Source organism: Streptomyces sp. NPDC058239, from assembly GCF_042882185.1.
Taxonomy (GTDB): domain Bacteria; phylum Actinomycetota; class Actinomycetes; order Streptomycetales; family Streptomycetaceae; genus Streptomyces.
Genome location: NZ_JBHVWS010000058.1, coordinates 1 through 22,233, shown reverse-complemented (window position 1 = coordinate 22,233; position 22,233 = coordinate 1). Strand labels below are relative to the sequence as shown.

Annotated in this window: 20 protein-coding genes; 14 read left to right on the top strand and 6 right to left on the bottom strand. The window is 70.6% G+C overall.

What is annotated here, in order from left to right; genetic code table 11:
• The first annotated feature begins 234 nt into the window (after positions 1–234).
• Positions 235–2,271 carry an NPCBM/NEW2 domain-containing protein gene (locus ACFVYE_RS38915; RefSeq protein ID WP_389608547.1) on the top strand — a complete coding sequence of 679 codons (2,037 nt, stop codon included), beginning with the start codon at positions 235–237 and terminating at the stop codon, positions 2,269–2,271.
• A gap of 118 nt (positions 2,272–2,389) precedes the next feature.
• Here ACFVYE_RS38915 and ACFVYE_RS38910 read toward each other — a convergent pair whose 3' ends face one another.
• Positions 2,390–3,340 carry an ROK family protein gene (locus ACFVYE_RS38910; RefSeq protein WP_383979443.1) on the bottom strand — a complete coding sequence of 317 codons (951 nt, stop codon included), beginning with the start codon at positions 3,338–3,340 and terminating at the stop codon, positions 2,390–2,392.
• A 180-nt stretch (positions 3,341–3,520) separates the two neighbouring features.
• On the opposite strand from ACFVYE_RS38910, the gene ACFVYE_RS38905 reads away from it, so the two are divergent.
• Positions 3,521–4,549, top strand: a complete 1,029-nt coding sequence (locus ACFVYE_RS38905) for a LacI family DNA-binding transcriptional regulator (RefSeq protein WP_383979440.1) — start codon at positions 3,521–3,523, stop codon at positions 4,547–4,549.
• 51 nt (positions 4,550–4,600) lie between these two features.
• On the opposite strand, the gene ACFVYE_RS38900 is transcribed toward ACFVYE_RS38905, so the two are convergent.
• From ACFVYE_RS38900 to ACFVYE_RS38890, 3 genes are all read right to left on the bottom strand, one after another.
• Positions 4,601–5,899: a DUF6986 family protein gene (locus tag ACFVYE_RS38900; protein ID WP_383979437.1), complete on the bottom strand. Its 1,299-nt coding sequence runs from the start codon at positions 5,897–5,899 to the stop codon at positions 4,601–4,603.
• A 176-nt stretch (positions 5,900–6,075) separates the two neighbouring features.
• On the bottom strand, positions 6,076–7,038 hold the full coding sequence (locus ACFVYE_RS38895) for an electron transfer flavoprotein subunit alpha/FixB family protein (protein WP_383977934.1): 963 nt from the start codon (positions 7,036–7,038) through the stop codon (positions 6,076–6,078).
• Between the two features lie 52 nt (positions 7,039–7,090).
• Entirely contained in the window at positions 7,091–7,876 is a 786-nt protein-coding gene (locus ACFVYE_RS38890) for an electron transfer flavoprotein subunit beta/FixA family protein (RefSeq protein ID WP_389608546.1), read from the bottom strand.
• Positions 7,877–8,021: 145 nt separating this feature from the next.
• On the opposite strand from ACFVYE_RS38890, the gene ACFVYE_RS38885 reads away from it, so the two are divergent.
• The 9 genes from ACFVYE_RS38885 to ACFVYE_RS38845 all read left to right on the top strand — a co-directional run bounded on the left by ACFVYE_RS38885 (position 8,022) and on the right by ACFVYE_RS38845 (position 17,835).
• Positions 8,022–8,693 (top strand): TetR family transcriptional regulator, encoded by a 672-nt coding sequence (locus tag ACFVYE_RS38885; protein WP_389608557.1) that lies wholly within the window; start codon positions 8,022–8,024, stop codon positions 8,691–8,693.
• Positions 8,694–8,847: 154 nt separating this feature from the next.
• Positions 8,848–9,198 (top strand): Zn-ribbon domain-containing OB-fold protein, encoded by a 351-nt coding sequence (locus tag ACFVYE_RS38880; protein ID WP_383977938.1) that lies wholly within the window; start codon positions 8,848–8,850, stop codon positions 9,196–9,198.
• A 242-nt stretch (positions 9,199–9,440) separates the two neighbouring features.
• Entirely contained in the window at positions 9,441–11,024 is a 1,584-nt protein-coding gene (locus ACFVYE_RS38875) for an ABC transporter substrate-binding protein (RefSeq protein ID WP_383977941.1), read from the top strand.
• Positions 11,021–11,974 carry an ABC transporter permease gene (locus tag ACFVYE_RS38870; protein WP_383977944.1) on the top strand — a complete coding sequence of 318 codons (954 nt, stop codon included), beginning with the start codon at positions 11,021–11,023 and terminating at the stop codon, positions 11,972–11,974. The genes ACFVYE_RS38875 and ACFVYE_RS38870 overlap by 4 nt, the downstream gene beginning before the upstream one ends.
• On the top strand, positions 11,971–12,864 hold the full coding sequence (locus ACFVYE_RS38865; protein WP_383977949.1) for an ABC transporter permease: 894 nt from the start codon (positions 11,971–11,973) through the stop codon (positions 12,862–12,864). Before ACFVYE_RS38870 ends, ACFVYE_RS38865 begins: the two co-directional genes overlap by 4 nt.
• Complete coding sequence (locus ACFVYE_RS38860; protein WP_389608545.1) at positions 12,861–13,997, top strand: ABC transporter ATP-binding protein; 1,137 nt, start codon at positions 12,861–12,863, stop codon at positions 13,995–13,997. The genes ACFVYE_RS38865 and ACFVYE_RS38860 overlap by 4 nt, the downstream gene beginning before the upstream one ends.
• A gap of 83 nt (positions 13,998–14,080) precedes the next feature.
• The gene (locus ACFVYE_RS38855) at positions 14,081–15,037 is read left to right on the top strand and encodes an ABC transporter ATP-binding protein (protein ID WP_383979607.1); all 957 of its coding nucleotides are present in this window, start codon (positions 14,081–14,083) and stop codon (positions 15,035–15,037) included.
• A gap of 65 nt (positions 15,038–15,102) precedes the next feature.
• Positions 15,103–16,944, top strand: a complete 1,842-nt coding sequence (locus ACFVYE_RS38850; RefSeq protein ID WP_383979604.1) for a gamma-glutamyltransferase family protein — start codon at positions 15,103–15,105, stop codon at positions 16,942–16,944.
• 63 nt (positions 16,945–17,007) lie between these two features.
• Positions 17,008–17,835 (top strand): inositol monophosphatase family protein, encoded by an 828-nt coding sequence (locus ACFVYE_RS38845; protein WP_389608544.1) that lies wholly within the window; start codon positions 17,008–17,010, stop codon positions 17,833–17,835.
• Here ACFVYE_RS38845 and ACFVYE_RS38840 read toward each other — a convergent pair.
• Both ACFVYE_RS38840 and ACFVYE_RS38835 read right to left on the bottom strand, forming a co-directional pair.
• Positions 17,811–18,236: a VOC family protein gene (locus ACFVYE_RS38840; RefSeq protein WP_383978904.1), complete on the bottom strand. Its 426-nt coding sequence runs from the start codon at positions 18,234–18,236 to the stop codon at positions 17,811–17,813. The genes ACFVYE_RS38845 and ACFVYE_RS38840 overlap by 25 nt on opposite strands.
• Positions 18,233–19,036, bottom strand: a complete 804-nt coding sequence (locus ACFVYE_RS38835; RefSeq protein ID WP_383978915.1) for a nucleotidyltransferase domain-containing protein — start codon at positions 19,034–19,036, stop codon at positions 18,233–18,235. Before ACFVYE_RS38835 ends, ACFVYE_RS38840 begins: the two co-directional genes overlap by 4 nt.
• A gap of 159 nt (positions 19,037–19,195) precedes the next feature.
• Between ACFVYE_RS38835 and ACFVYE_RS38830 the strand changes: the two genes are divergently transcribed.
• From ACFVYE_RS38830 to ACFVYE_RS38820, 3 genes are all read left to right on the top strand, one after another.
• Complete coding sequence (locus ACFVYE_RS38830; protein WP_383978906.1) at positions 19,196–20,611, top strand: phytoene desaturase family protein; 1,416 nt, start codon at positions 19,196–19,198, stop codon at positions 20,609–20,611.
• A gap of 273 nt (positions 20,612–20,884) precedes the next feature.
• Positions 20,885–21,409: an O-acetyl-ADP-ribose deacetylase gene (locus ACFVYE_RS38825; RefSeq protein WP_383978909.1), complete on the top strand. Its 525-nt coding sequence runs from the start codon at positions 20,885–20,887 to the stop codon at positions 21,407–21,409.
• Between the two features lie 298 nt (positions 21,410–21,707).
• The gene (locus ACFVYE_RS38820) at positions 21,708–21,971 is read left to right on the top strand and encodes a hypothetical protein (RefSeq protein WP_383978912.1); all 264 of its coding nucleotides are present in this window, start codon (positions 21,708–21,710) and stop codon (positions 21,969–21,971) included.
• The last annotated feature ends 262 nt before the right edge of the window (positions 21,972–22,233 follow it).

Here is a 22,233-nt window from a genome sequence, read left to right as displayed (position 1 = left end):
GACCTGTCGTAATCAGACTGCGTCATGCCCAACTCCTTTGGGATGCAACCCAACACAACCGAACGTGCGATTGGATCTCACCCCCAAGCGATGGCGTCGTCAAGGGTTTTGACGAGATGCCGAACAACCGATGTCGCTCCTCTTCCAACAGACTTCAACACGCTCTAACGTAATCGCACGCCTTGGCGTGCACATGCTGTGACCGATCCGGCACGAGTATGGAGGAACGTAACGATGCGTCATCTTCCAACCCGTACAACCCGAACCAGCCACCGCGGAGTCATCGGAGCGCTGCTGGCCGGGCTGCTCTGCGCCGCGGGGGCGACCGTTCCCGCCGTCGCGGACTCGCCCGCTCCCGCGCCCGCGCCCGCTCCGCAGGCCGGCAACGGCCTTGCGCTCACCCCTCCGATGGGGTTCAACAATTGGAACTCGACCCACTGTCGTGCCGAGTTCAACGAGGCGATGGTCAAGGGCATCGCCGACATCTTTGTCGAGAAGGGCCTCAAGGACGCGGGCTATCAGTACGTCAATCTCGACGACTGCTGGGCAAAGCCGCAGCGTAATGCGGACGGAAAGCTGGAGGCCGATCCGCAGCGCTTCCCGAACGGCATCAAGTCCGTCGCGGACTATGTCCACTCCAAGGGCCTGAAAATCGGCATCTACACCAGCGCCGGCACCAAGACCTGCGACAGCGTGGGACTTCCGGGCGCGCTCGGCCATGAGTACAGCGATGCGCAGCAGTTCGCGGACTGGGGCATCGACTACCTCAAGTACGACAACTGCAACAACCAGGGCGTCGACGCGAAACAGCGCTATACGACGATGCGGGACGCGCTGGCGGCGACCGGCCGCCCGATCGTCTACAGCATCTGCGAATGGGGCGAGAACAAGCCCTGGGAGTGGGCCGGCGAAATCGGCAACCTCTGGCGCACGACCGGCGACATCAATGACAGCTGGGGCAGCATGCTGTCGATCATGAAGCAGAATCTGCCCCTCGCCGCCGCAGCGGGCCCGGGGCGCTGGAACGACCCCGACATGCTGGAGGTCGGCAACGGCGGCATGACGGACACGGAGTACCGCACCCACTTCTCCATGTGGTCCGTGATGGCGGCGCCGCTGCTCATCGGTTCCGATCTGCGCAAGGCGGGCCCGGAGACCTTCGAGATCCTCGCCAACCACGAGGTCATCGCGGTCGATCAGGACCCGCTGGGCAAGCAGGGCACCGTGCTCTCCTCCATCGGCGGGCGCTGGGTCGTCGCCAAGGAGATGCAGGACGGCAGCCGCGTCGTGGCCCTCTTCAACGAGACCGGCAGCGCACAGCGCATCTCGACGACGGCCGAGGCGGCGGGGCTGCCGAAGGCCACCGCGTACACGATGCGTGACCTGTGGGAGCACACGACGTACAACACGGCGGGCAGCGTCTCGGCGACCGTCCCGGCACACGGGACCGTACTGCTGCGCATCGCCGCCGACCGCAAGTGGGCCGCGCATCCGCCTGCCGTGGAACTCGGCCTGAACGGAAGCCCGTTGGTCGAGGCCGGGCGCACGGCCGCACTGACGACGACGGTGACCGACCTCGGCCGTACCCCCGCCACGAAGGTCTCCGCGGCGCTCACCGGCCCCTCGGGCTGGCAGGTGAAGGCGGCATCGCCGACCGGATCACCGGCTCTGCCGACCGGCCGGGCCCTCACCACCCGCTGGCAGGTGACTGCCCCTGCGGGCACAGCCACCGGTACGTACGATCTGACGCTCACCGCCCAGTACCGCTCACCGGCCGGGACACGGGTGAGGTCCACGGTCCCGTTCCAGGCCCATGTGGTGGTCGCGCCGCCTGCGGGCGCCGGCTACCTGAGCGATCTGCCCCAGCTCTCGGCCGCCAACGGCTGGGGCCCGGTCGAGAAGGACACCAGCAACGGCGAGAGTAAGGCGGGTGACGGGAATCCGCTCACCATCGGCGGCGCGGTCTTCGCCAAGGGCCTCGGTGTGCATGCCGACAGCGCAGTCGAGTTCTACACCGGCGAGGCATGCAGCGCCGTGACGGCGCAGGTCGGGGTCGACGACGAGAAGGGCGCCAAAGGAACGGTCGCCTTCGAGGTCTGGGCCGATGGTACGAAGGTGGCGTCGACCGGTGTACTGACCAATGCGATGCCCGCGCAGCCGCTCTCCGCAGATGTGAGCGGTGCGCAGGTGGTGCGTCTGGTGGTCACCGACGGCGGGGACGGTACCGATTCCGACCACGCGGACTGGGCGGACCTGCGGATCACCTGCTGACGGGAGAGCTGACGAGGAATCGCGGTCGCGGCCATGTCGCGCCTTCGATGCCGGACGGGCCCCAGGACACCGGTCCTGGGGCCCGTCCGGCGCTTCTCGCCCTGCCGGACAGCAGGACCTAAACGGCCACCACCCCGCCCGATCCCACTCGCACCGCCGCCGCCGCCGCACCCACCAACCCCGCGTCGGTGCCCATCACTGCCGGGGCCACCGTGAGCTGCTGGACGTAGGAGAGCGTGGCGTACTGGCGCAGGGCCCGGCGCAGCGGAGCGAAGAGGATGTCGCCCGCTCCGGCCACTCCCCCGCCGATCACCGCGATGTCGATCTCGACGAGCGTGGCGGTGGCGGCGATTCCGGCTGCCAGCGCCTGAGCGGCGCGCTCGAACGAGGCGATGGCGACCTGGTCCCCGGCGCGCGCGGCGGCGGCCACGGCGGCGGCCGAGGCATCGCCGTTCGGTCCGGGCCGCCAGCCGGCCTCCAGCGCCCGGCGGGCGATGTTCGGTCCGCTGGCGATGCGCTCGACGCAGCCGCGCGAACCGCACGGACACGGGTCACCGTCCAGGTCGACGCTGACGTGGCCGATGTGCCCGGCGTTGCCCGTGGGGCCGGGGTGCAGTTTTCCGCCGAGGACGAGTCCGCCGCCTACACCCGTCGACACGACCATGCACAGCGCGTTGTCGTAGCCGCGGGCCGCGCCCAGCCAGTGCTCGGCCGCCGTCATCGCGACGCCGTCGCCGACCAGTTCGACGGACAGTCCGCCGACCGCCTTACCGACCCGCTCCACCAGCGGGAAGTCGCGCCAGCCGGGGACATTGACGGGACTGACCGTACCGGCCGAGGCGTCCACCGGGCCCGCGCTGCCGATTCCGACGGCCGTCGCCCGCTCCCACAGCGGCGATCCCGACAGCTCGGCCAGGACCTCCGTCACGGCCCCCATCACCGTCTCGGCGCTCTCCCGGGCGGGCGTCGGCCGCTGCGCCCGCACAAGGAGTGCGCCGCTGCCGTCCACCAGCGCGCCAGCGATCTTGGTGCCGCCGATGTCCAGCGCGGCGACGAGGTCGGTATGCATCGGTGTGGCTCCGTGAGTAGGTGGCGAGGACCTGCGGCTTCGGTAAACAGTCTGCCCAGTCTCCATTCAGCTGACAACGTTGTCCAGGGCCTATGCTCGACGGCACAGCCTCCGGCCCCTCCGCGGCACCGCTCGCGGGCCCGCCGGATCGCCCGCACCCGACGAACAGGACAGCGCACCGTGGCCGAGACCGCCCGTCACTCCGAGACCCGTTACGGCAACCGGCCGACCATGAAGGATGTGGCTGCCCGCGCCGGAGTGGGGCTCAAGACGGTCTCCCGTGTGGTCAACAGCGAGCCGGGTGTCACACCTGACACCGAACGCCGGGTCCAGGAGGCCATCGAGGCGCTCGGCTTCCGCCGCAACGACAGCGCGCGCGTCCTGCGCAAGGGCCGCACCGCTTCCATCGGCCTGGTCCTGGAGGATCTCGCCGACCCGTTCTACGGACCTCTGAGCCGCGCGGTGGAGGAGGTCGCCCGGGCACACGGCGCCCTGCTCATCAATGGGTCGAGCGCCGAGGACCCGGAGCGCGAGCAGGAGCTCGTACTCGCCCTGTGTGCGCGCCGGGTGGACGGGCTCATCGTGATTCCGGCCGGCGACGACCACCGCTATCTGGAGCCGGAGATAAAGGCCGGCATCGCCACCGTCTTCGTGGACCGCCCGGCAGGCCGTATCGACGCCGACATCGTCCTGTCCGACAGCTTCGGCGGCGCCCGCGAGGGCGTCGCGCATCTGATCGCGCACGGCCACCGCCGGATCGGCTTCATCGGCGACCAGCCGCGCATCCACACTGCCACCGAGCGACTGCGCGGCTACCACGCGGCCATGGCGGACGCCGGGACAACGGTCGAGGACTCGTGGGTCTCCCTCGGCTCGACCGACCCCGACCGGGTCCGGGCCGCCGCCGAGAAGATGCTCTCCGGCCCCGAGCCCGTCACCGCGCTGTTCGCGGGCAACAACCGGGTGACGGTGACGGCGGTACGTGTCCTCGCGGAGCAGGAGCACCGGGTCGCCCTGGTCGGCTTCGACGACATCGAACTGGCCGACCTGCTCGGCATCACCGTCATCTCCCAGGACGCCGCCGCCGTCGGCCGCACCGCCGCCGAGCACCTCTTCCGCCGTCTGGACGGCGCGGACCACGCCCCGGCCCGCGTGGAGCTCCCCACGACGCTCATCCAGCGCGGCTCGGGCGAACTGCCGCCCGCCTGAGCCGCCGCGCCGCCACGGTCACCATGACACGGTGGACGGCGCGAGCACCCGTCACGGAGCGGTCACCGTGAGCCCGCCCCGCCGCGGCGACGCGAATGCGTCCAGGTCGGCGCGCGTCAGACCGGTCAGGCGAGCGACTTCGGCGGTGTCCAGGGCACCGCAGTCGATGCCGCGCAGGAGGTACCCGCTGAGCGCCTTGGCGGTGGCGGGTTCGTCCATGACGTCGCCGCCGGCCTTGGCCACATACGCGGCGAGGCGGGCAGCGGCCTGCTCCAGGCCCTCGCGGTAGAAGGTGTAGACGGCTGCGTAACGCGTCGGCAGATGGCCCGGATGCATGTCCCAGCCCTGGTAGTAGGCGCGGGCCAGGGCGCGGCGGGTGAGGCCGTAGTGGAGCCGCCAGGCCTCGTGGACCTGGTGGGTCGGGCCGACCGGGAGGACGTTGGTGGAGCCGTCGGAGACCCGTACGCCGGTGCCTGCGGCGGCGACCTGCATGACGGCCTTGGCGTGGTCGGCGGCCGGGTGGTCGCCGGCCTGATAGGCGGGGCTGACGCCGACGCAGGCGCTGTAGTCGAAAGTGCCGTAGTGCAGACCGGTGGCGCGGCCCTGCGCGGAGTCGATCATGCGAGCCACGGCGGCGGTGCCGTCGGCGGCGAGGATGGACTGGCTGGTCTCGATCTGGATCTCGAAGCCGAGGCGGCCCGACGGCAGCCTGTGCGCCTGCTCGAACGCTTCGAGGAGCCGGACGAAGGCGGTGACCTGCTCGGGGTACGTCACCTTGGGGAGAGTGAGGACAAGCCCGTCGGGGAGGCCGCCCGCCCGCATCAGACCGGTGAGGAAGATGTCCGTGGTGCGGATGCCGCGGTCGCGTACGGCGGCCTCCATGCACTTCATCCGGATGCCCATGTACGGGGCCGCCGTGCCGTTCCCGTACGCCTCCGAGACCAGCCGGGCGGCGCGGGCGGCGGCCTCGTCCTCCTCGGCATCGGGGCGGGGGCCGTAGCCGTCCTCGAAGTCGATGCGCAGGTCTTCGACGGGCTCGCGCTCCAGCTTGGCGCGTACCCGGTCGTGGACGGGTACGGCGAGTTCGTCGGGGATGCCGAGGACGGCGGCGAACGAGGCCGCGTCGGGAGCGTGCTCGTCCAGGGCCTTCAGCGCCCGGTCGCCCCAGGAGCGGATGGTGCCGGAGGTGAACGTGTCACCGGGGACGTAGACCGTGTGGACCGGCTGGCGCGTCCCCGGATCGCCCGGGTAGCGGTGGGCGAGCTCGGCGTCGACCGCGCTGAGGGAGGCGCTGATCTCCTCGCTGACCGCACCGGCGAGGCTCGTTGCCACCTTCTCCTGCTGACCCATTTCCACACCCTCCACAGTCACGCTGTTTCCACGTCTCGGAATCAGCAATCCGCATAGTGAAGTTATAAGGCTGCCGGATCTGCGTCAATGGTGATCGGAAACGGTCCGGGGCCGCGCGGTGTGTTCACACCGTGCGGCCCCGGACCGTCGGAAACGGGGTGCGGCTGGGCGGCGGGTCAGCCCTTGCGGGTCTTGACCTCGTCGGTGAGCTGGGGGACGACCTGGAAGAGGTCGCCGACGACGCCGTAGTCGACGAGGTCGAAGATCGGGGCCTCGGCGTCCTTGTTGATCGCGACGATCGTCTTGGACGTCTGCATGCCGGCGCGGTGCTGGATCGCGCCGGAGATGCCGGAGGCGATGTACAGCTGCGGGGAGACCGACTTGCCGGTCTGGCCGACCTGGTTGGAGTGCGGGTACCAGCCGGCGTCGACCGCGGCACGCGAGGCGCCGACGGCCGCACCGAGGGAGTCGGCCAGCGCCTCGATGACCGCGAAGTTCTCCGCACCGTTGACGCCACGGCCGCCGGAGACGACGATCGCGGCCTCGGTCAGCTCCGGACGGCCCGTCGACTCCCGCGGCGTGCGGGACAGCACCTTCGTGCCGGTGGCCTGCGCGGAGAACGACACCGCCAGGGTCTCGACCGCACCCGCCGCCGCAGCGGCCTCGACCGGAGCCGAGTTCGGCTTGACCGTGATGACCGGGGTCCCCCTGGAGACACGGGACCTGGTGGTGAACGACGCGGCGAACGCGGACTGCGTCGCGACGGGGCCCTGCTCACCGGCCTCCAGATCGACGGCGTCGGTGATGATCCCCGACCCGATCCGCACCGCGAGACGGGCCGCGATCTCCTTGCCCTCCGCGGACGAGGGGACCAGCACCGCCACCGGGGAGACGGCAGCATGGGCGGCCTGCAGCGCGTCGACCTTCGGCACGACCAGATAATCGGCGAACTCCGGCGCATCGGCGGTCAGGACCTTCACCGCACCGTGCTCGGCCAGCACCCCCGCGGTATCGGCGGCACCCCTGCCGAGCGCGACCGCGACCGGCTCACCGACACGACGCGCCAGCGTCAAAAGCTCCAGAGTGGGCTTGCGGACGGCACCGTCCACGTGATCGACATAGACGAGAACTTCAGCCATGGGACTTCAATCTCCTGCGAGTAGCGAAGAAACAACGGGGGACGAGCGGGGGTCAGATGAACTTCTGGCCGGCCAGGAACTCGGCCAGCAGCCTGCCGCCCTCACCCTCGTCCTTGACGATCGTGCCCGCCGTACGGGCCGGACGCTGCGCCGCGGAATCCACCGCGGTCCAGGCACCCGCCAGACCGACCTCGTCCGCCTCGATCCCCAGGTCCTCCAGGTCCAGCGACTCGACCGGCTTCTTCTTCGCCGCCATGATCCCCTTGAACGACGGGTAACGCGCCTCACCCGACTGGTCCGTCACCGACACCACCGCCGGCAACGACGCCTCCAGCCGCTCCGAAGCCGTGTCACCGTCCCGGCGGCCCGTCACCGTGCCGCCCTCGACCGACACCTCCGACAGCAGCGTGACCTGCGGGACACCCAGACGCTCCGCCAGCACCGCAGGCAGCACACCCATCGTGCCGTCCGTCGACGCCATCCCACAGATCACCAGGTCGTAACCCGTCTTCTCGATCGCCTTCGCCAGCACCAGCGACGTGCCCATCGCATCACTGCCGTGCAGATCGTCGTCCTCGACGTGAACAGCCTTGTCCGCACCCATCGACAACGCCTTGCGCAACGCGTCCTTGGCATCCTCCGGACCCACCGTCAGCACGGTGATCTCCGCATCGTCCGCACCGTCCGCGATCTGCAGCGCCTGCTCCACCGCGTACTCGTCGAGCTCCGACAGCAGACCGTCGACATCCTCACGGTCCAGCGTCAGGTCATCGGCGAAGTGCCGGTCGCCGGTGGCGTCGGGCACATACTTCACACAGACAACGATCCTCAAGCTCACGCCGGCTCTCCTACCTGGGTGTGGTTCGTATCGACGACAATATGGCACTCAGTACCCTCTGTAAAGGAACCCGGTGCCAGAAAGGGCCTTCCGGTGCTACGTTCCCCGCATGACTGACGCACGCAGACCGGCCAAGAAGCCCCCCATGCGGGAGGTGCTCGCCCAGGCGGCCTTCCAGCTCTTCCTGGAGCGGGGCTTCGAGCAGACCACGGTGGACGACATCGTGGCGCGGGCCGGGGTCGGGCGCCGGTCGTTCTTCCGGTACTTCCCCTCCAAGGAGGACGCGGTCTTCCCGGATCACGAGCGCTGCCTTGCCGACATGACGGCGTTCCTTGCGGGGGTCGGTGACGCGGATCCGGTCGACGCGGTGTGCGATGCTGCCCGGCTCGTGCTGCGCATGTACTCCGCAAACCCCGAATTCTCCGTCCAGCGCTACCGGCTCACCCGCGAGGTGCCCGGGCTGCGTACCTACGAACTGTCCGTCGTGCGCCGTTACGAGCAGACGTTGGCCGGCTATCTCCGTGACCGGTACGGCGAGTCGGGGGACGGTGCGCTGCGGGCCGAGGTGATCGCCGCCTCCGTGGTCGCCGCGCACAACAACGGGCTGCGGACCTGGCTGCGTTCGGGCGGTGAGGGGGACGCGGAGTCCGCGGTGGATCACGCGCTCGGGCTGGTGCGCCAGGTGTGGGGGAGTGCGCCGGCCCAGGGTGCGTCCCCGGCCGCCACCGATGGTGACGTGGTTGTCATGGTTGCCGCCAAGGGGGCCCCGATGTGGCGTGTCGTGCAGCAGATCGAGTCGGTCATCGGCCAGGGCTGACACCGGGGCCGACCTCGGTATGGCACTGAGTGCCTTTACGTTTCGACACTCAGTGCCCTATGGTGCGGACGCGCCGACGCGCAGGTGCGGCGCATCCGAGCCGAGCGCAGGGGGTCGAAACGTGTCCCGATCATCAAGTGGCACCGTGCAGACGGTGCATGAGGAAGCCGGCCTGTACTACCACCGGTGCCGCTGGTGCGGCACGGCCTCCTTCCGGAGGCTGCTGTGTCCGGTGTGCGCTTCAAGTGATCTGAAGCCCGAACGCAGCGCCGGTCTGGGCGTCGTGGTGAGGTCCGGCGTCGTGCATCGCTACACGGACGCGGCACGCAACGAGTCCCTCGTCCGGCTCCCCGAGGGCTTCGTGTTCCGTTGCCGTGTCGTGGGCGCCGCACCGCACCAGGTGTCGGTCGGCGCGCGGGTGCGCCCGGTTGCCGGCGGTGATCGGGATACGGGCGAGGTGGTCTTCGAACTCTGCGAGCCGCCCGGGCGTGACGACTGGTTCTGAGTCTGCGCGCGAGCGGCCTGCGCGTCGCCGCCGTGTCCTGCGGCTACGGCGACCTCCCTCTATGTGCTGACTATTCCGAATGGTCGCTTTCCGGTCGGCCGTTATTCGATCGTCAATAAAAATCGTCCGCCATGTGGGAACCCCTCTTGCCTTGCGGACTGTATGCGAAATACGGTCTGCGATATTCCTTGATCACCCCTGGCGGGAGGTAGGCCCTCGTGCGCCGAAAAGCGGTTGCCCTGGTGGCAGTTGCATTGGTGTCCCTCACCTCGGGCTGCGCATCACTGCAGTCCTCGGCGACCGAGGTCGGCGGTGTGCGGAAAACCGATGAACGGTCCGTACGCGACGGCGGGACACTCACCGTTGCTCTCAACTCCGACCCGGACAAACTCGACCCCACTCTTGCCCAGACCCTCGTGGGCCGGACGGTCTTCGCGGGCATGTGCGAGAAGCTCTACGACATCGACGAGAACGGCGTCGTCGTGCCGCAGCTGGCCGCAGCACTCCCCACCACCTCCGCCGACGGCCGCACCGTCACCCTGCAGGTGCGTCGCGACCTGAAGTTCAGCGACGGCACCCGGCTCGACGCCTCGGCCGTCGTCACCTCACTGCTGCGCCACCGCGATCTGCCCGGCTCCGCGCGCGGCACCGAGCTCGCCCCGGTCGGGTCCATCGAGGCCACCGGCCCGTACACCGTACGGATGGAGCTCAAGCAGCCCTATGTTCCGCTCACCGGTGTGCTCGCCGACCGGGCCGGGATGGTGATGTCGCCGACCGCGCTCAAGAAGTACGGGAAGAACTTCACCAACCACCCGTCCTGCGTGGGGCCGTTCCGCTTCGTGGAACGGGTCGGCGGCGACCGGATCGTGCTGAAGAAGGACCCCAACTACTACGACGCGGACAAGGTCCACCTCGACGGGGTCATCTACAAGCCGATCCCCGACGGCAACGTCCGGCTCGCCAACCTGCGCTCCGGCGACCTCCAGGTCGGCGACCAGATGGGCCCCATCGACGTCCAGAGCGCGCTGACGGAGCCCAGGCTCCAGCTCTTCAACTCGCCCTCGCTCGGCTACCAGGGCATCGGCCTCAACGTCGGCAATGTGAAGGGGCTCGGCCAGAAGCCGGGGAAGCTCGACACCCCGATCGCCCGCGACGTACGGGTCCGCGAGGCCTTCGAGCTGGCCATCGACCGCGACACCCTGAACAAGGTCGTCTTCCAGGGCATGTACGAGCCGGCCTGCGGCCCGATCTCCCCGCAGTCCGCCATCGCCCCCGGCGTCAAGCCGGAGGACTGCCCGAAGCGCGACGTGGCCAAGGCGAAGAGGCTGCTGAAGGAGGCCGGGGTGAAGACCCCGGTGAAGATCGAGCTGAAGACCTCCACCACCCCGGAACAGGGGCGCGTGGGACAGGTCCTCCAGGCCATGGTCAAGGAGGCAGGCTTCGATCTCTCGCTGCGGCCCACCGAGTACGCCACCATGCTGTCGGAGACCGACGCAGGACACTACGACGTCTTCACCAGCGGCTGGTCCGGGCGGCTCGACCCCGACGGCAACGTCTCCAACTTCCTGAAGACCGCAGGTGCCATGAACGCCTACGGTCTCGGCGACCCCGAGATCGACCGGCTGATCGACGAGGGCCGCACCGTCGCCGACCCGGCCCGCCGCACCGAGATCTACAACGAGCTCACCCGGCGCGTCCAGGACGCCCACACCATGATCTACCTCTACCGGCAGAAGAACTATGTCGTCGCCACCAAGTCCGTCGCGGGCATCCGCGTCTACGGCGACGGCCTGGTCCGGGTCAAGACTGCGGGGTACACCCGATGACGAAGTACCTGCTGACGCGGCTGCGTCAGTCCCTCATCACGCTCTTCCTGGTCTCCATCGTGGTCTTCGCCGGTATCCGGGCGCTGCCCGGAGACCCGGCGCTCGCCCTGGCCGGCGAGGAGCGCAGCCCCGAGGCGCTCGCCGCGATCCGTGAGGCGTACGGACTCAACGACAACATCGTCGTGCAGTACGGGCGGTTCATCGGCCACGCCCTCACCGGTGACCTCGGCACCTCCTCCCGTACCGGACTCCCGGTCGCCGACGCCATCGGCCAGGCGCTGCCCGTGACGCTGGAACTGGCCGCCCTCTCCCTGCTGCTCGCCGTCGTCCTCGGCATCGGCGCCGGAGTCGTCGCGGCCGTGCGGCGCGGCAAGCCCGAGGAGTGGCTCGCCAATGTCATCGCGCTGATCGGGCTCTCCATCCCGACCTTCTGGCTCGGCATCGTGCTGGTGCTCGGATTCGCCATCGCCATCCCGGTGTTCGCCGCCTCCGGCTATGTCCCCTTCGGCACCGACCCGATCGACAATCTGCGCCGCATGGTGCTGCCCGCGATCGTCCTCGGCTCCGGCCTCGCCGCCGTGGTGATGCGCCAGACCCGGGCGGCGATGCTCGACTCGCTCTCCGCCGACTACGTCCGTACCGCTCGCGCCAAGGGGCTCTCCAGGCGGGCCGTCGTCGGCGGGCATGCGCTGCGCAACTCGCTCGTCACCGTCGTGACCGTCCTCGGTCTCCAGCTCGGCCATCTGATCTCCGGCGCCGTCGTCACCGAGCAGATCTTCGTCCTGCCCGGCTTCGGCAAGCTCACCATCGACGCCGTCTTCACCCGCGACTATGCGACGCTCCAGGCCGTGGTGCTCTGCACCTCCGCCGCATACATCCTCATCAACCTGCTGGTCGACGTGGTCTATTCGGTCATCGACCCGCGCATCCGGCTCGGAGGTGCCCGGTGACCACAGCGACCCAGACGCTCCCCACCACACCGGGGGCCACCGCCGGGAAGCGGGCCGGCCACGGCAGGCTGCGCGCCCTGCGCAAGAACCGGCTCGCCCTCACCGGCGGCATCATCGCCGCCGTCTTCGTCCTCGCCGCCCTGTTCGCCCCGCTCATCGCCCCGTACGACCCGGCACAGCCCGACTTCGGGAACGTACTGGCCGAACCGAGCTGGGCGCACTGGCTCGGCACCGACGACCTCGGCCGCGACCAGCTCTCCCGCATCGTGTACGGGACACGGGCTTCCATGCAGGTCGGCCTGATCGCCGTCGTGCTGGCCTTCGTCATCGGCGTACCGCTGGGGCTGCTCGCCGGGTACTACGGCAGGTTCACGGACAGCGCCGTCTCCCGGCTGACCGACACCATGCTCGCGTTCCCGTTCCTGGTGCTCGCCGTCGGCCTGGCCGCGATCCTCGGCCCCTCGCTCACCAACGCCACCATCGCCATCGGCATCTCGCAGATCCCCGCCGTCATCCGGATCACCCGCGCCGAGACCCTGCGGCTCAAGCACGTCGACTACGTCGGGGCTGCCATCGCCAACGGCGGCGGCGACGGCACGGTGCTCTTCCGGCACATCCTGCCCAACGCCACCTCCGCACTGATCGTCCAGGCGACCGTCGGCATCCCCGCGGCGATCATCGGCGAGGCACTGCTCAGCTTCCTCGGCCTCGGTGTCCAGCCGCCCGCCCCGTCCCTCGGTGTGATGCTCTCCGGCGCCCAGTCCTTCCTGGCGCCCGCGCCCTGGCTCGCCGTCTTTCCCGGCCTGGCGATCGTCGCGGCGACGCTGGCCTTCAACCTGCTCGGCGACGGACTGCGTGACGTCCTCGACCCCCGCGGAGGCACCCGATGACCGAAGCCGTACTCGAATCCGCCCCCGGGGCCGTACGCGAACCCGTGCTCAGCGTCCGAGATCTGTCGGTGTCCTTCCGCTCCGACACCCGGACCGTGCACGCCGTCGACGGTGTCTCCTACGACCTCTTCCCCGGCGAAGTCCTCGCCGTGGTGGGGGAGTCGGGGTGCGGCAAGTCCGTCACCTCGATGGCGGTGATGGGCCTGCTCCCGCCCACCGCGCAGATCGGCGGCTCCATCAGGCTCGGTGGCCGGGAACTGGCCGGCGCGTCGGAGAAGGAGCTGCAGAAGGTCCGCGGCAAGGACATCGCGATGATCTTCCAGGAGCCGATGACCTCGCTGAACCCGGTCCTCACCATCGGCCGGCAGATCGGCGAAGTGCTCCGCAGGCACCAGGGGCTGAGCAAGAAGGAGGCCGGGGCGCGCGCCGTGGAACTCCTCGACCTGGTCGGCATCCCCGCCCCGCAGCGCCGCATCGACGAATACCCGCACCAGCTCTCGGGCGGCATGCGCCAGCGCGTGATGATCGCCATCGCCGTCGCCTGCGACCCCTCCGTACTCATCGCGGACGAGCCGACCACCGCACTCGACGTCACCGTGCAGGCCGGCATCCTCGAAGTCCTCCAGTCGCTGCGCGAACGGCTCGGCACGGCGATCGTCCTCGTCACCCATGACCTCGGCGTGGTGGCGGACGCCGCCGACCGGGTGCTGGTGATGTACGCCGGGCGCTCCGTCGAACAGGCGCCGGTGCACGACCTGTTCGCCTCCGCCCGGCACCCGTACACCCGAGGCCTGCTCGGCGCCGTCCTGCGGCCCGGCGGCGAGGGCAAGCGACGGCTGCCCGAGATCCCCGGCCTGGTGCCGAGCCTCGACAGCCAGCCGGACGCCTGCACCTTCGCACCCCGGTGCAGCCGCGCCGACGAAACCTGTACGGGCAGCCGGCCCGGCTTCAGGTCCATCGACCCGAAGGAGGGTGTGGACGCCCAGCACCGGGCGGCATGCTGGCACCCGTACGGCGCGGACGAGAAGTCCGACGCCGCAGGGCCGGCGACCACCGAAGCGTCCGCCGCCGCACCGGCGACCACCGAAGCATCCGCCGACGCCGCGCGACCCGACTGGGAGGCCGGAAAGTGACCACCCCGCAGACCGTCCCCGCACCGCGCGAGAGTGACGAGAACTCCTCGCATCAGCAGCCGCCCGTGCTGCGGATCGACTCCATGGAGCGGCACTTCGCCGCCTCCGGCGGCGCTACCGTCCGTGCCGTCGACGGGGTCTCGATCACCATCGGACGCGGCGAGGTCGTCGGCCTCGTCGGCGAGTCCGGCAGCGGCAAGTCGACCGTCGGGCGCTGTGTCGTACGCCTCGACGAACCCACCGGCGGCACCGTCCACATCAACGGCACCGACGTCACCCACCTCTCCCGCCGCGCCCTGCGCCCCCTGCGCAAGGACTTCCACCTGGTCTTCCAGGACCCGTCGTCCTCGCTCGACCCCCGCATGACCATCGGGCAGATCATCGCCGAGCCGATCAAGCTGCACCGTCAGGCCCGCGGCGAAGCCGTACGGGCACGGGTCGAGCAGCTCCTCGCCCAGGTCGGACTGCGCCCCGAGCACGCCGACCGGCACCCGCACGAACTCTCCGGCGGACAACGCCAGCGCATCTCCATCGCCCGCGCGCTCTCCTGCGACCCCGACCTCGTCGTCGCAGACGAACCGACGTCGGCGCTCGACGTCTCCGTCCAGGCATCCGTACTCAATCTGCTCGCCGACCTCCAGCGCGACCGCGGCTTCGGCTGTCTGTTCATCACCCACGACCTGGCCGCCGTCGAGTTCCTCGCCGACCGGATCGCCGTGATGTACCTCGGGCAGATCGTCGAACAGGCCCCGACCGCCGAACTGTTCGCCTCCCCGAAGCACCCGTACACCCAGGCGCTGCTCTCCGCCGCGCCGGTCCCCGACCCGGTCGAGCAGCGCTCCCGCGAACGCATCGTGCTGCACGGCGAGCTCCCCAGCCCGCTGGACCCCCCGCCCGGCTGCCGCTTCCACACCCGCTGCCCGCTCGCCACCGACAGGTGCCGCACCGAGGCCCCGGCCCTGCGCGAACTGCCCGGCGGCCGGCAGGTCTCCTGCCACCTCGTCAAGGACGACGGCACCGCCCCGGACGCGGCCGCCTGACTTCCCGTACATACGATCCGAACCGAACTCCAGAACCTCGCACGTCGCAGCAAGGAGCCATATCCGTGTTCACCACCCGGCCGACCCTCCAGGGCACCTTCGGCATGGTGTCCTCCACCCACTGGCTCGCCTCGCAGTCCGCGATGGCCGTCCTGGAGGACGGCGGCAACGCCTACGACGCCGCCGTCGCAGCCGGATTCGTCCTGCATGTCGTCGAACCGCACCTCAACGGCCCGGCCGGTGAAGTGCCGATGATCCTGGCGCCGAAGGACGGCGAGGCGCAGGTGCTGTGCGGCCAGGGCCCGGCCCCCGCCGGTGCCACCGTCGCCCACTACCGCTCCCTCGGCCTCGACCTGGTCCCCGGCACCGGACCGCTCGCCGCAGCCGTGCCGGGCGCGTTCGACGCCTGGATGCTGCTGCTGCGCGACCACGGCACCAAGACCGTCGCCGAGGTGCTGCGGTACGCGATCGGGTACGCGGAGGACGGCCACGCGCCCGTCGAGCGGATCGGCCAGACCGTCGAGACCGTCCGCGAACTCTTCGAGACCGAGTGGCAGTCCTCCGCCGATGTCTACCTCCCCGGCGGCAAGTCACCGAAGCCGGGCGAGCTCTTCCGTAATCCCGCCCTCGCCGCGACCTGGCGCCGCCTGACAGCCGAGGCCGAGAAGACCGGCGGTGACGACCGCATCGCCCAGATCGACGCCGCTCGGAAGATCTGGAGCGAGGGCTTCATCGCCGAAGCCCTGGTCCGTCAGGCAGCCCGCCCCACCATGGACACCAGCGGCTCCCGCCACACCGGCACCCTCACCGCCGCCGACCTGGCCGGCTGGTCCGCGTCCTACGAGGCGCCCGCCACGTACGACTGGAACGGCTGGACACTCGCCAAGGCCGGCGGCTGGAGCCAAGGCCCCGCCTTCCTCCAGCAGCTCGCTCTGCTCCCCGCCGAACTCCCGCAGTACGGCTCCGCGGAGTACGTCCACCTGCTCATCGAGGGCTGCAAGCTCGCCATGGCCGACCGTGAGGCCTGGTACGGCGACGCCGCCGACGTGCCCCTCGACGTGCTGCTCTCCGAGCCGTACAACGCCGAGCGGCGCGCCCTCATCACCGACGAGGCCTCGCGCGAACTGCGTCCCGGCAGCCCCGGCGGCCGCACCCCCGTCCTCAGCGAGCACGCGCACGCCGTCGCCTCGGGCGAGGCCGGGTTCGATGCCATGGGCATACCGGCGGCGGGCGTCGGCGAGCCGACCGTCGCGAAGGACGGCGCCGCTGTGGGAGAGCCGACCGTCGCCAAGGACGGCGCGACTCGTGGCGACACCTGCCACGTCGACATCGTCGACCGCTGGGGCAACATGATCTCCGCCACCCCCAGCGGTGGCTGGCTCCAGTCCAACCCGGTCGTGCCGGAGCTCGGCTTCCCGCTCGGCACCCGCCTCCAGATGGCCTGGCTCGACGAGGGCCTGCCGAACTCCCTCACCCCCGGCCGCCGTCCCCGCACCACCCTCACCCCGTCCCTCGCCCTGCGCGACGGCGTCCCGGTCATGGCCTTCGGCACGCCCGGCGGCGACCAGCAGGACCAGTGGCAGGTCCACTTCTTCCTCGCCGTCGCGCTGAGCGCCGAGGTCCGCGGCGGCCTCGACCTCCAGGGCGCCATCGACGCCCCGAACTGGCACAACGACAGTTTCCCCGGCTCCTTCTTCCCGCGCGGGATGCGCCCCGGCAGCGTCACCGTCGAGGAGCGCATGGACCCGGAGGTCGTGGAGGAGCTGCGCCGCCGCGGCCATGACGTCACCGTCGGCGACCCGTGGTCCGAGGGCCGGATGTGCGCCGTGGCCCGCGACCCGGAGACCGGAGTGCTGTCCGCGGCCGCGAACCCGCGCGGCATGCAGGGGTACGCCGTCGGACGCTGACCGGCCACCTCCCCGTCATGACCAGGTCGTCGGCTCCGCGGCGGACCGTGCTTAGCTGTGGTCATGATCGATGAATTCCTTGCCGGAGACCTGACCGAGGTCGAGGCGGCGGTCCGCGCAGCGGCCGCCGCCGAGATCATGCCGCGCTACCGGCAGCTCGCCGCGCACGAGATCGTCGAGAAGAGCGGTCCGCACGACCTGGTCACCACCGCCGACCGCCTCGCCGAGGAACACCTCACCGCATCCCTGACCAGGCTCCTGCCCGGCTCGGTGGTCGTCGGTGAGGAGTCGGTCCACGCCGATCCGAAGGTGTACGACGCCCTGGGCGGCGAGGCACCGGTCTGGATCGTCGACCCGGTCGACGGCACCCGCCAGTTCGTCCGCGGCGAGCCGGGCTTCTGCACGCTCGTCGCCCTTGCCCACCACGGCGAACTCCTCGCCTCCTGGACGTATGCCGCGGCCCTGGACGAGATGGCGATCGCCGTCCGCGGCCGCGGTGCCACGCTCGACGGCAAGCCGATACACTCCGGCTCGCCCGCGCCCGGGGCTGTTCTGCAGGTGGCGATGTCGCACCCCGACTACACCACCGAGGCCCAGAAGCACGCCCTCCTCGGCCTGCGCACCGAGGGCATCGATGCCCGCCCCTGTGGTTCCGCCGGCCTCGAATACCTCGCCGTCGCCCGCGGCGACCAGGACGCGGTCGCCTTCAACTGGGAGTACGCCTGGGACCACGCGGCAGGTCTGCTCCTGGTCACCGAGGCGGGCGGCGCCCAGGCCACACTCTCCGGCGCCCCGTTCCGGATCACCGGCGGCAACGCCCTGCCGTTCACGGCGGCCCGTGACGAGGCGACCGTCGAGCGTATCCTTCAGGCGCTCCGCGGCGAAGTCTGACCGGCCGCCGCCTCGCCGTTGCCGTGCTGGACCAGGCAGAACGGATGCCCGGCCGGGTCCGCGTAGATCCGCCACGGGCGCCCCGTCCCGGCCCCGTCGTCGAGGACAACCGCACCGGAAGCCACTGCCTGTGTCTGCGCCGCGTCCAGATCCGGGACGCCGAAGTCCAGATGGAACTGCTGCGGGTGCGCCGGGTTCCCCCACCGCGGCGGCCGGTGGTCCGTCACCCGCTGGAATGCGAGGACCAGCCCGGTTTCCGTGTGGAGTGTCGCCCAGCCGTCGCCGAGCGCCCATCGCCGGTCCGGCCGGTCGACCTCCCCGCCGAGCAGGCAGTGGTAGAACCCGGCGAGGCGTGCGGGATCGGCGCAGTCGAGTACCACGCACTGGAATTCGGCGATCACGAGCAGCTCCCGGTCTCTCCGGCGCCCGTCGCAAGCACCGATCGGACGTCCCGCACCAACTCCGCAGCCCTCTGCACCGCCGCCGCGTCCAGCCCCCGCAGCGCCTCGCCGACCCGTCCGGCGAAGTCCGCGGGGGTGTCCGGCAGCGCGGCCGCAGCGGCCAGCGCACCCTTCTCGTTCAGACACCAGGTGCGGTGGTGGGCGTGGAGCGACTGGGTGAGGATGCCGAACGCCCGCGACAGGCACAGGGCGACATGGAGCGGGTCCCCGGCCGGGGCCGACTTGCGGGCGGCCGCGACCGAGAATTCCGCCTCCCACGCGGCTTCGACGAGCGCGGTGCGCAGTGGCTCCGGATAAGTGCGGGTCTCCTGCTGAAGCACTGTCAATTCGCCCCGGGGATCGGCGAGTACGTGTCCGAGCGCGACCTCCCCGGGATAGGCGGGGGACCAGAAACCGAGCGGATGCCCCGGCTGCACGCCCACTTCGAAGCGGCCTTCGAGGCAGTCGGACCAGACCGCCTCCACCCGGTCCAGATCGCGCAGGATCCAGTCCACCGGGGTGCCGTCGACCCGCAGCCAGGCCCCGCCGTCGACCCAGGGCCCCCAGCCGCCGGGACCCGCGACCTCCGCCGGGGAGCCCTGTACCTCGGACGCCAGCGCCGTCAGTGCGGCCAGGTCAGGAGTGCCGCGGTAGTACACGCCCAGATCCCAGTCGGAGTCCGGGCGATGCGTGCCGCGGGCCCGGCTGCCGCCCAGGGCGACAGCCCGGATGCCGGGCAGCGCGGCGAGCCGGGAGGCCATGTCCGCGATACGGGCGGGCGTGACAGAGCAGGGATGCGGCACGGGCGCGGCTTGAGAATTCGGCGTGTTCATCGAGTGGCGACCCTACCCGCGGCCGAGCCGTCGGCGCCTCGGAATATCCTGGGTGTCCTGGCCGTCGGCTGACGAAGGAGTCCGAAGGTGCCGTCGATGCTTGATGCTGTCGTCGTGGGGGCGGGGCCCAACGGACTGACCGCCGCGGCCGAACTGGCCCGCCGTGGCTTCGCCGTGGAGGTCTTCGAGGCGGCCGAGACCGTCGGAGGCGGTGCCCGTACCGAAGAGCTCACCCTCCCCGGATTCCGCCACGACCCCTGTTCCGCCGTTCATCCGCTGGGCATCGGTTCGCCCGCGTTCAACGCGATGCCGCTGTCCCGGCACGGCCTGGAGTGGCTCCAGCCCGAGCTGGCGCTCGCCCACCCGTTCCCGGACGGGTCGGCCGCCGTGCTCACCGGGTCGGTGGGGGAGAGCGCCATGTCCCTCGGTGCCCAGGACGCGGGGGCGTACCGCAGGCTCGTCGCCCCGTACCTGGGCCACTGGGACACCCTCGCCGAGGACTTTCTGCGCACCCCGTGGGACGGGCTGCCCCGTGACCCGTACCGCTGGGTGCGATTCGGTCTCGACGCGCTCCAGCCCGCGACGCTGCTCTCCCGCCGTTTCCGCGGTGCCAGGGCGCGCGGTCTGTTCGCCGGGCTCGGCGCGCATGCCATAGCGCCCGTCAGCGGCCTGGCCACCGGCGGGGTCGCCCTGCTCTTCGCCCTCGCCGCGCACGAGAAGGGCTGGCCGGTGCCGCGCGGCGGATCGCAGGCCATCTCCGACGCCCTCGCCTCGTACCTCCGCGAACAGGGCGGCACGATCCGTACCGGCACGGAGGTCAAGCGCCTGGACGAGCTCCCGCCCGCCCGCGCCTACATCTTCGACACCTCGCCGACCGCCCTCGCCCGCATCGCGGGGCTGGGCCGCGCCTACAGCGGCTACCGGTACGGGGCATCCTGCTTCAAGATCGATTACGCGCTGTCGGGCCCTGTCCCGTGGACCGCGAAGGAGGCCCGCCGCGCCGGAACGGTCCACATCGGCCCCACGGCTGGCGAGATCAACTCCGCGCTGAGCGCCGCGGTGGCGGGCCGCGACCCGAGCGTGCCGTTCCTGATCACCGCACAGCCCAGCCTGGTCGATCCGTCCCGCGCGCCCGAGGGCCGGCATGTCTTCTGGGCGTACGGACATGTCCCGGCGGGCTGGGAGGGCGACGCCACCGATGTGATCGAGCGGCAGCTGGAGCGCTTCGCCCCGGGCTTCCGCGACCTGGTGCTCGCCCGGGCGGTCGCGGGGCCGCCCCAACTCGCGGCGCGCAATGCCAATTACGTCGGCGGCGACATCGCGTGCGGCGCGTTCTCCGGCCTCCAGACGGTGATCCGGCCCAAGCTCGCACGGGTTCCGTATGCGACGGCGCATCCGGCGGTGTTCATGTGCTCCTCGGCCACTCCGCCCGGTCCGGGCGTGCACGGCATGTCCGGTCACCATGCGGCGAAGGCCGTCTGGCGGCGGCTTCGGGCGGCCTGAGCAACTCAAGGCCGTCCGGAGCGCCGGGACCGTCCGGCCCCCGGGCCGATGTGCCCCCTGCCCCACGGCAGGGGGCACCGGTCGTCTCCGGCCGGTCACGGGGCATGCACACCGCGGCGACGACACCGGCGGCGCACGCGCTGTGCCGTTCGGTCCAGGCCCGGCGGGTGGTGACGCGGTAGTAACAGGCCTGGCCGGTCAGGTGGACCACAGGGCCGCCGAACAGCAGCACCAAGGGCCGTCCGGCCGAAGGGGACACGGCATCATGGCCGCATGCGCACACCCGAGGCCGTCACCGTCACCCTGGTACGCGGTGACATCACCCAGCAGTCCGCCGATGTCATCGTCAACGCGGCAAACTCCTCCCTGCTCGGCGGCGGCGGAGTCGACGGAGCGATCCACCGGCGCGGCGGTCCGGAGATCCTCGCCGCGTGCCGCGAGTTGCGTGCCTCGCAGTACGGAAAGGGGCTGCGCACCGGCCAGGCCGTTGCCACGACCGCCGGAAAGCTCGATGCCCGGTGGGTGGTCCACACCGTGGGCCCCGTGTATGGGATTTCCGGCAGTGATCCGTCCCTGCTGGCGTCCTGCTACCGCGAGGCCCTGCGCGTCGCCGACGAGCTTGGTGCGAAGACTGTCGCCTTCCCAGCAATTTCGGCTGGTGCGTACGGTTGGCCGCTTGAGGATGCCGCGCGTATCGCCGTGGAGGCGGTGCGGGCGGCTCACACAGCTGTCAAGGAAGTCAGGTTCGTCCTCTTCGACGACCAGGCTTACGAGGCGTTCGTCGCGCAGGTCGGCTGACGTGTATACGCTGCTGAAGCAATTGCTCGGCCTGAGTCCCCACCCGAGGTGGCTGATGCAGCACGACCCGTCACTGAGGTGTCGTGCTGCACAGCATGATTCGCTGCTCGACGAGTGCAGCGTAGCTTCGCTGAGGTCCCCGACTACAGCCTGCCTCGCGTCGCGGAACGTGCAATCGCCCACCGGCGAGTAGACGCCGCGACCCGGAACGGGCTTCAGGACCTGCTGTGGGCGCAGGACCTGCCCCCGGAGATACCCAAGGGGGCCCGTCGCGAGCTGGCCCGAGCCCTCGACCCTGGTGGAACTGGCCCACAACGAGGCGCGATTCATCACGATGCTGGACCGCTCCTGGGTGCTCGACGACGACCCGCTCAGCGGCTGGCTGCTACCTCCCAGCACGACGAGTCTGAGGGTGCGCATCGAGCGGCACGTCTTTCGGAACCCGGGGGACTGGTCGACCGAGGACCTCTTCGAGAACCTGAGCGCGTTCGAGGCCGGTGCCGCCAGATTCGCCCGATTCCCCACCTCGGGAATAGACCGTGGCGCGGATGGGGAACTGTAGCTGGCTGACAGCGATGGAGGGGAGGGCCGGAGCATGGGTCCGAAGACCTGTCAGCCAGGGCTGACACCACGGGCATAGTCGGCCGTGGACCAGCCTTCGGAGTCCATACAGTTGCTGCCGGAGTGGTTGACGAGACGCTATCCGGGGGTGAGCTTGTCGAGGGGCCCTGACCCCGGGTTTTGGACACCGGAGAGACTTGGATCTTGATGGTCCAGGAGAACGGAGTCCCAGTGGGGATGAAGCACTACCCCGCCGAGTTCAA

Coding starts and splice junctions, on each gene's coding strand:
- ACFVYE_RS38855 (WP_383979607.1), top strand. CDS start 14,081: ATGGAGCGGCACTTCGCCGCCTCCGGCGGCGCTACCGTCCGTGCCGTC.
- ACFVYE_RS38900 (WP_383979437.1), bottom strand. CDS start 5,899: ATGGGTCAGCAGGAGAAGGTGGCAACGAGCCTCGCCGGTGCGGTCAGC.
- ACFVYE_RS38910 (WP_383979443.1), bottom strand. CDS start 3,340: ATGCATACCGACCTCGTCGCCGCGCTGGACATCGGCGGCACCAAGATC.
- ACFVYE_RS38835 (WP_383978915.1), bottom strand. CDS start 19,036: ATGGCCTCCCGGCTCGCCGCGCTGCCCGGCATCCGGGCTGTCGCCCTG.
- ACFVYE_RS38885 (WP_389608557.1), top strand. CDS start 8,022: ATGCGGGAGGTGCTCGCCCAGGCGGCCTTCCAGCTCTTCCTGGAGCGG.
- ACFVYE_RS38845 (WP_389608544.1), top strand. CDS start 17,008: ATGATCGATGAATTCCTTGCCGGAGACCTGACCGAGGTCGAGGCGGCG.
- ACFVYE_RS38860 (WP_389608545.1), top strand. CDS start 12,861: ATGACCGAAGCCGTACTCGAATCCGCCCCCGGGGCCGTACGCGAACCC.
- ACFVYE_RS38870 (WP_383977944.1), top strand. CDS start 11,021: ATGACGAAGTACCTGCTGACGCGGCTGCGTCAGTCCCTCATCACGCTC.
- ACFVYE_RS38825 (WP_383978909.1), top strand. CDS start 20,885: ATGCGCACACCCGAGGCCGTCACCGTCACCCTGGTACGCGGTGACATC.
- ACFVYE_RS38915 (WP_389608547.1), top strand. CDS start 235: ATGCGTCATCTTCCAACCCGTACAACCCGAACCAGCCACCGCGGAGTC.
- ACFVYE_RS38895 (WP_383977934.1), bottom strand. CDS start 7,038: ATGGCTGAAGTTCTCGTCTATGTCGATCACGTGGACGGTGCCGTCCGC.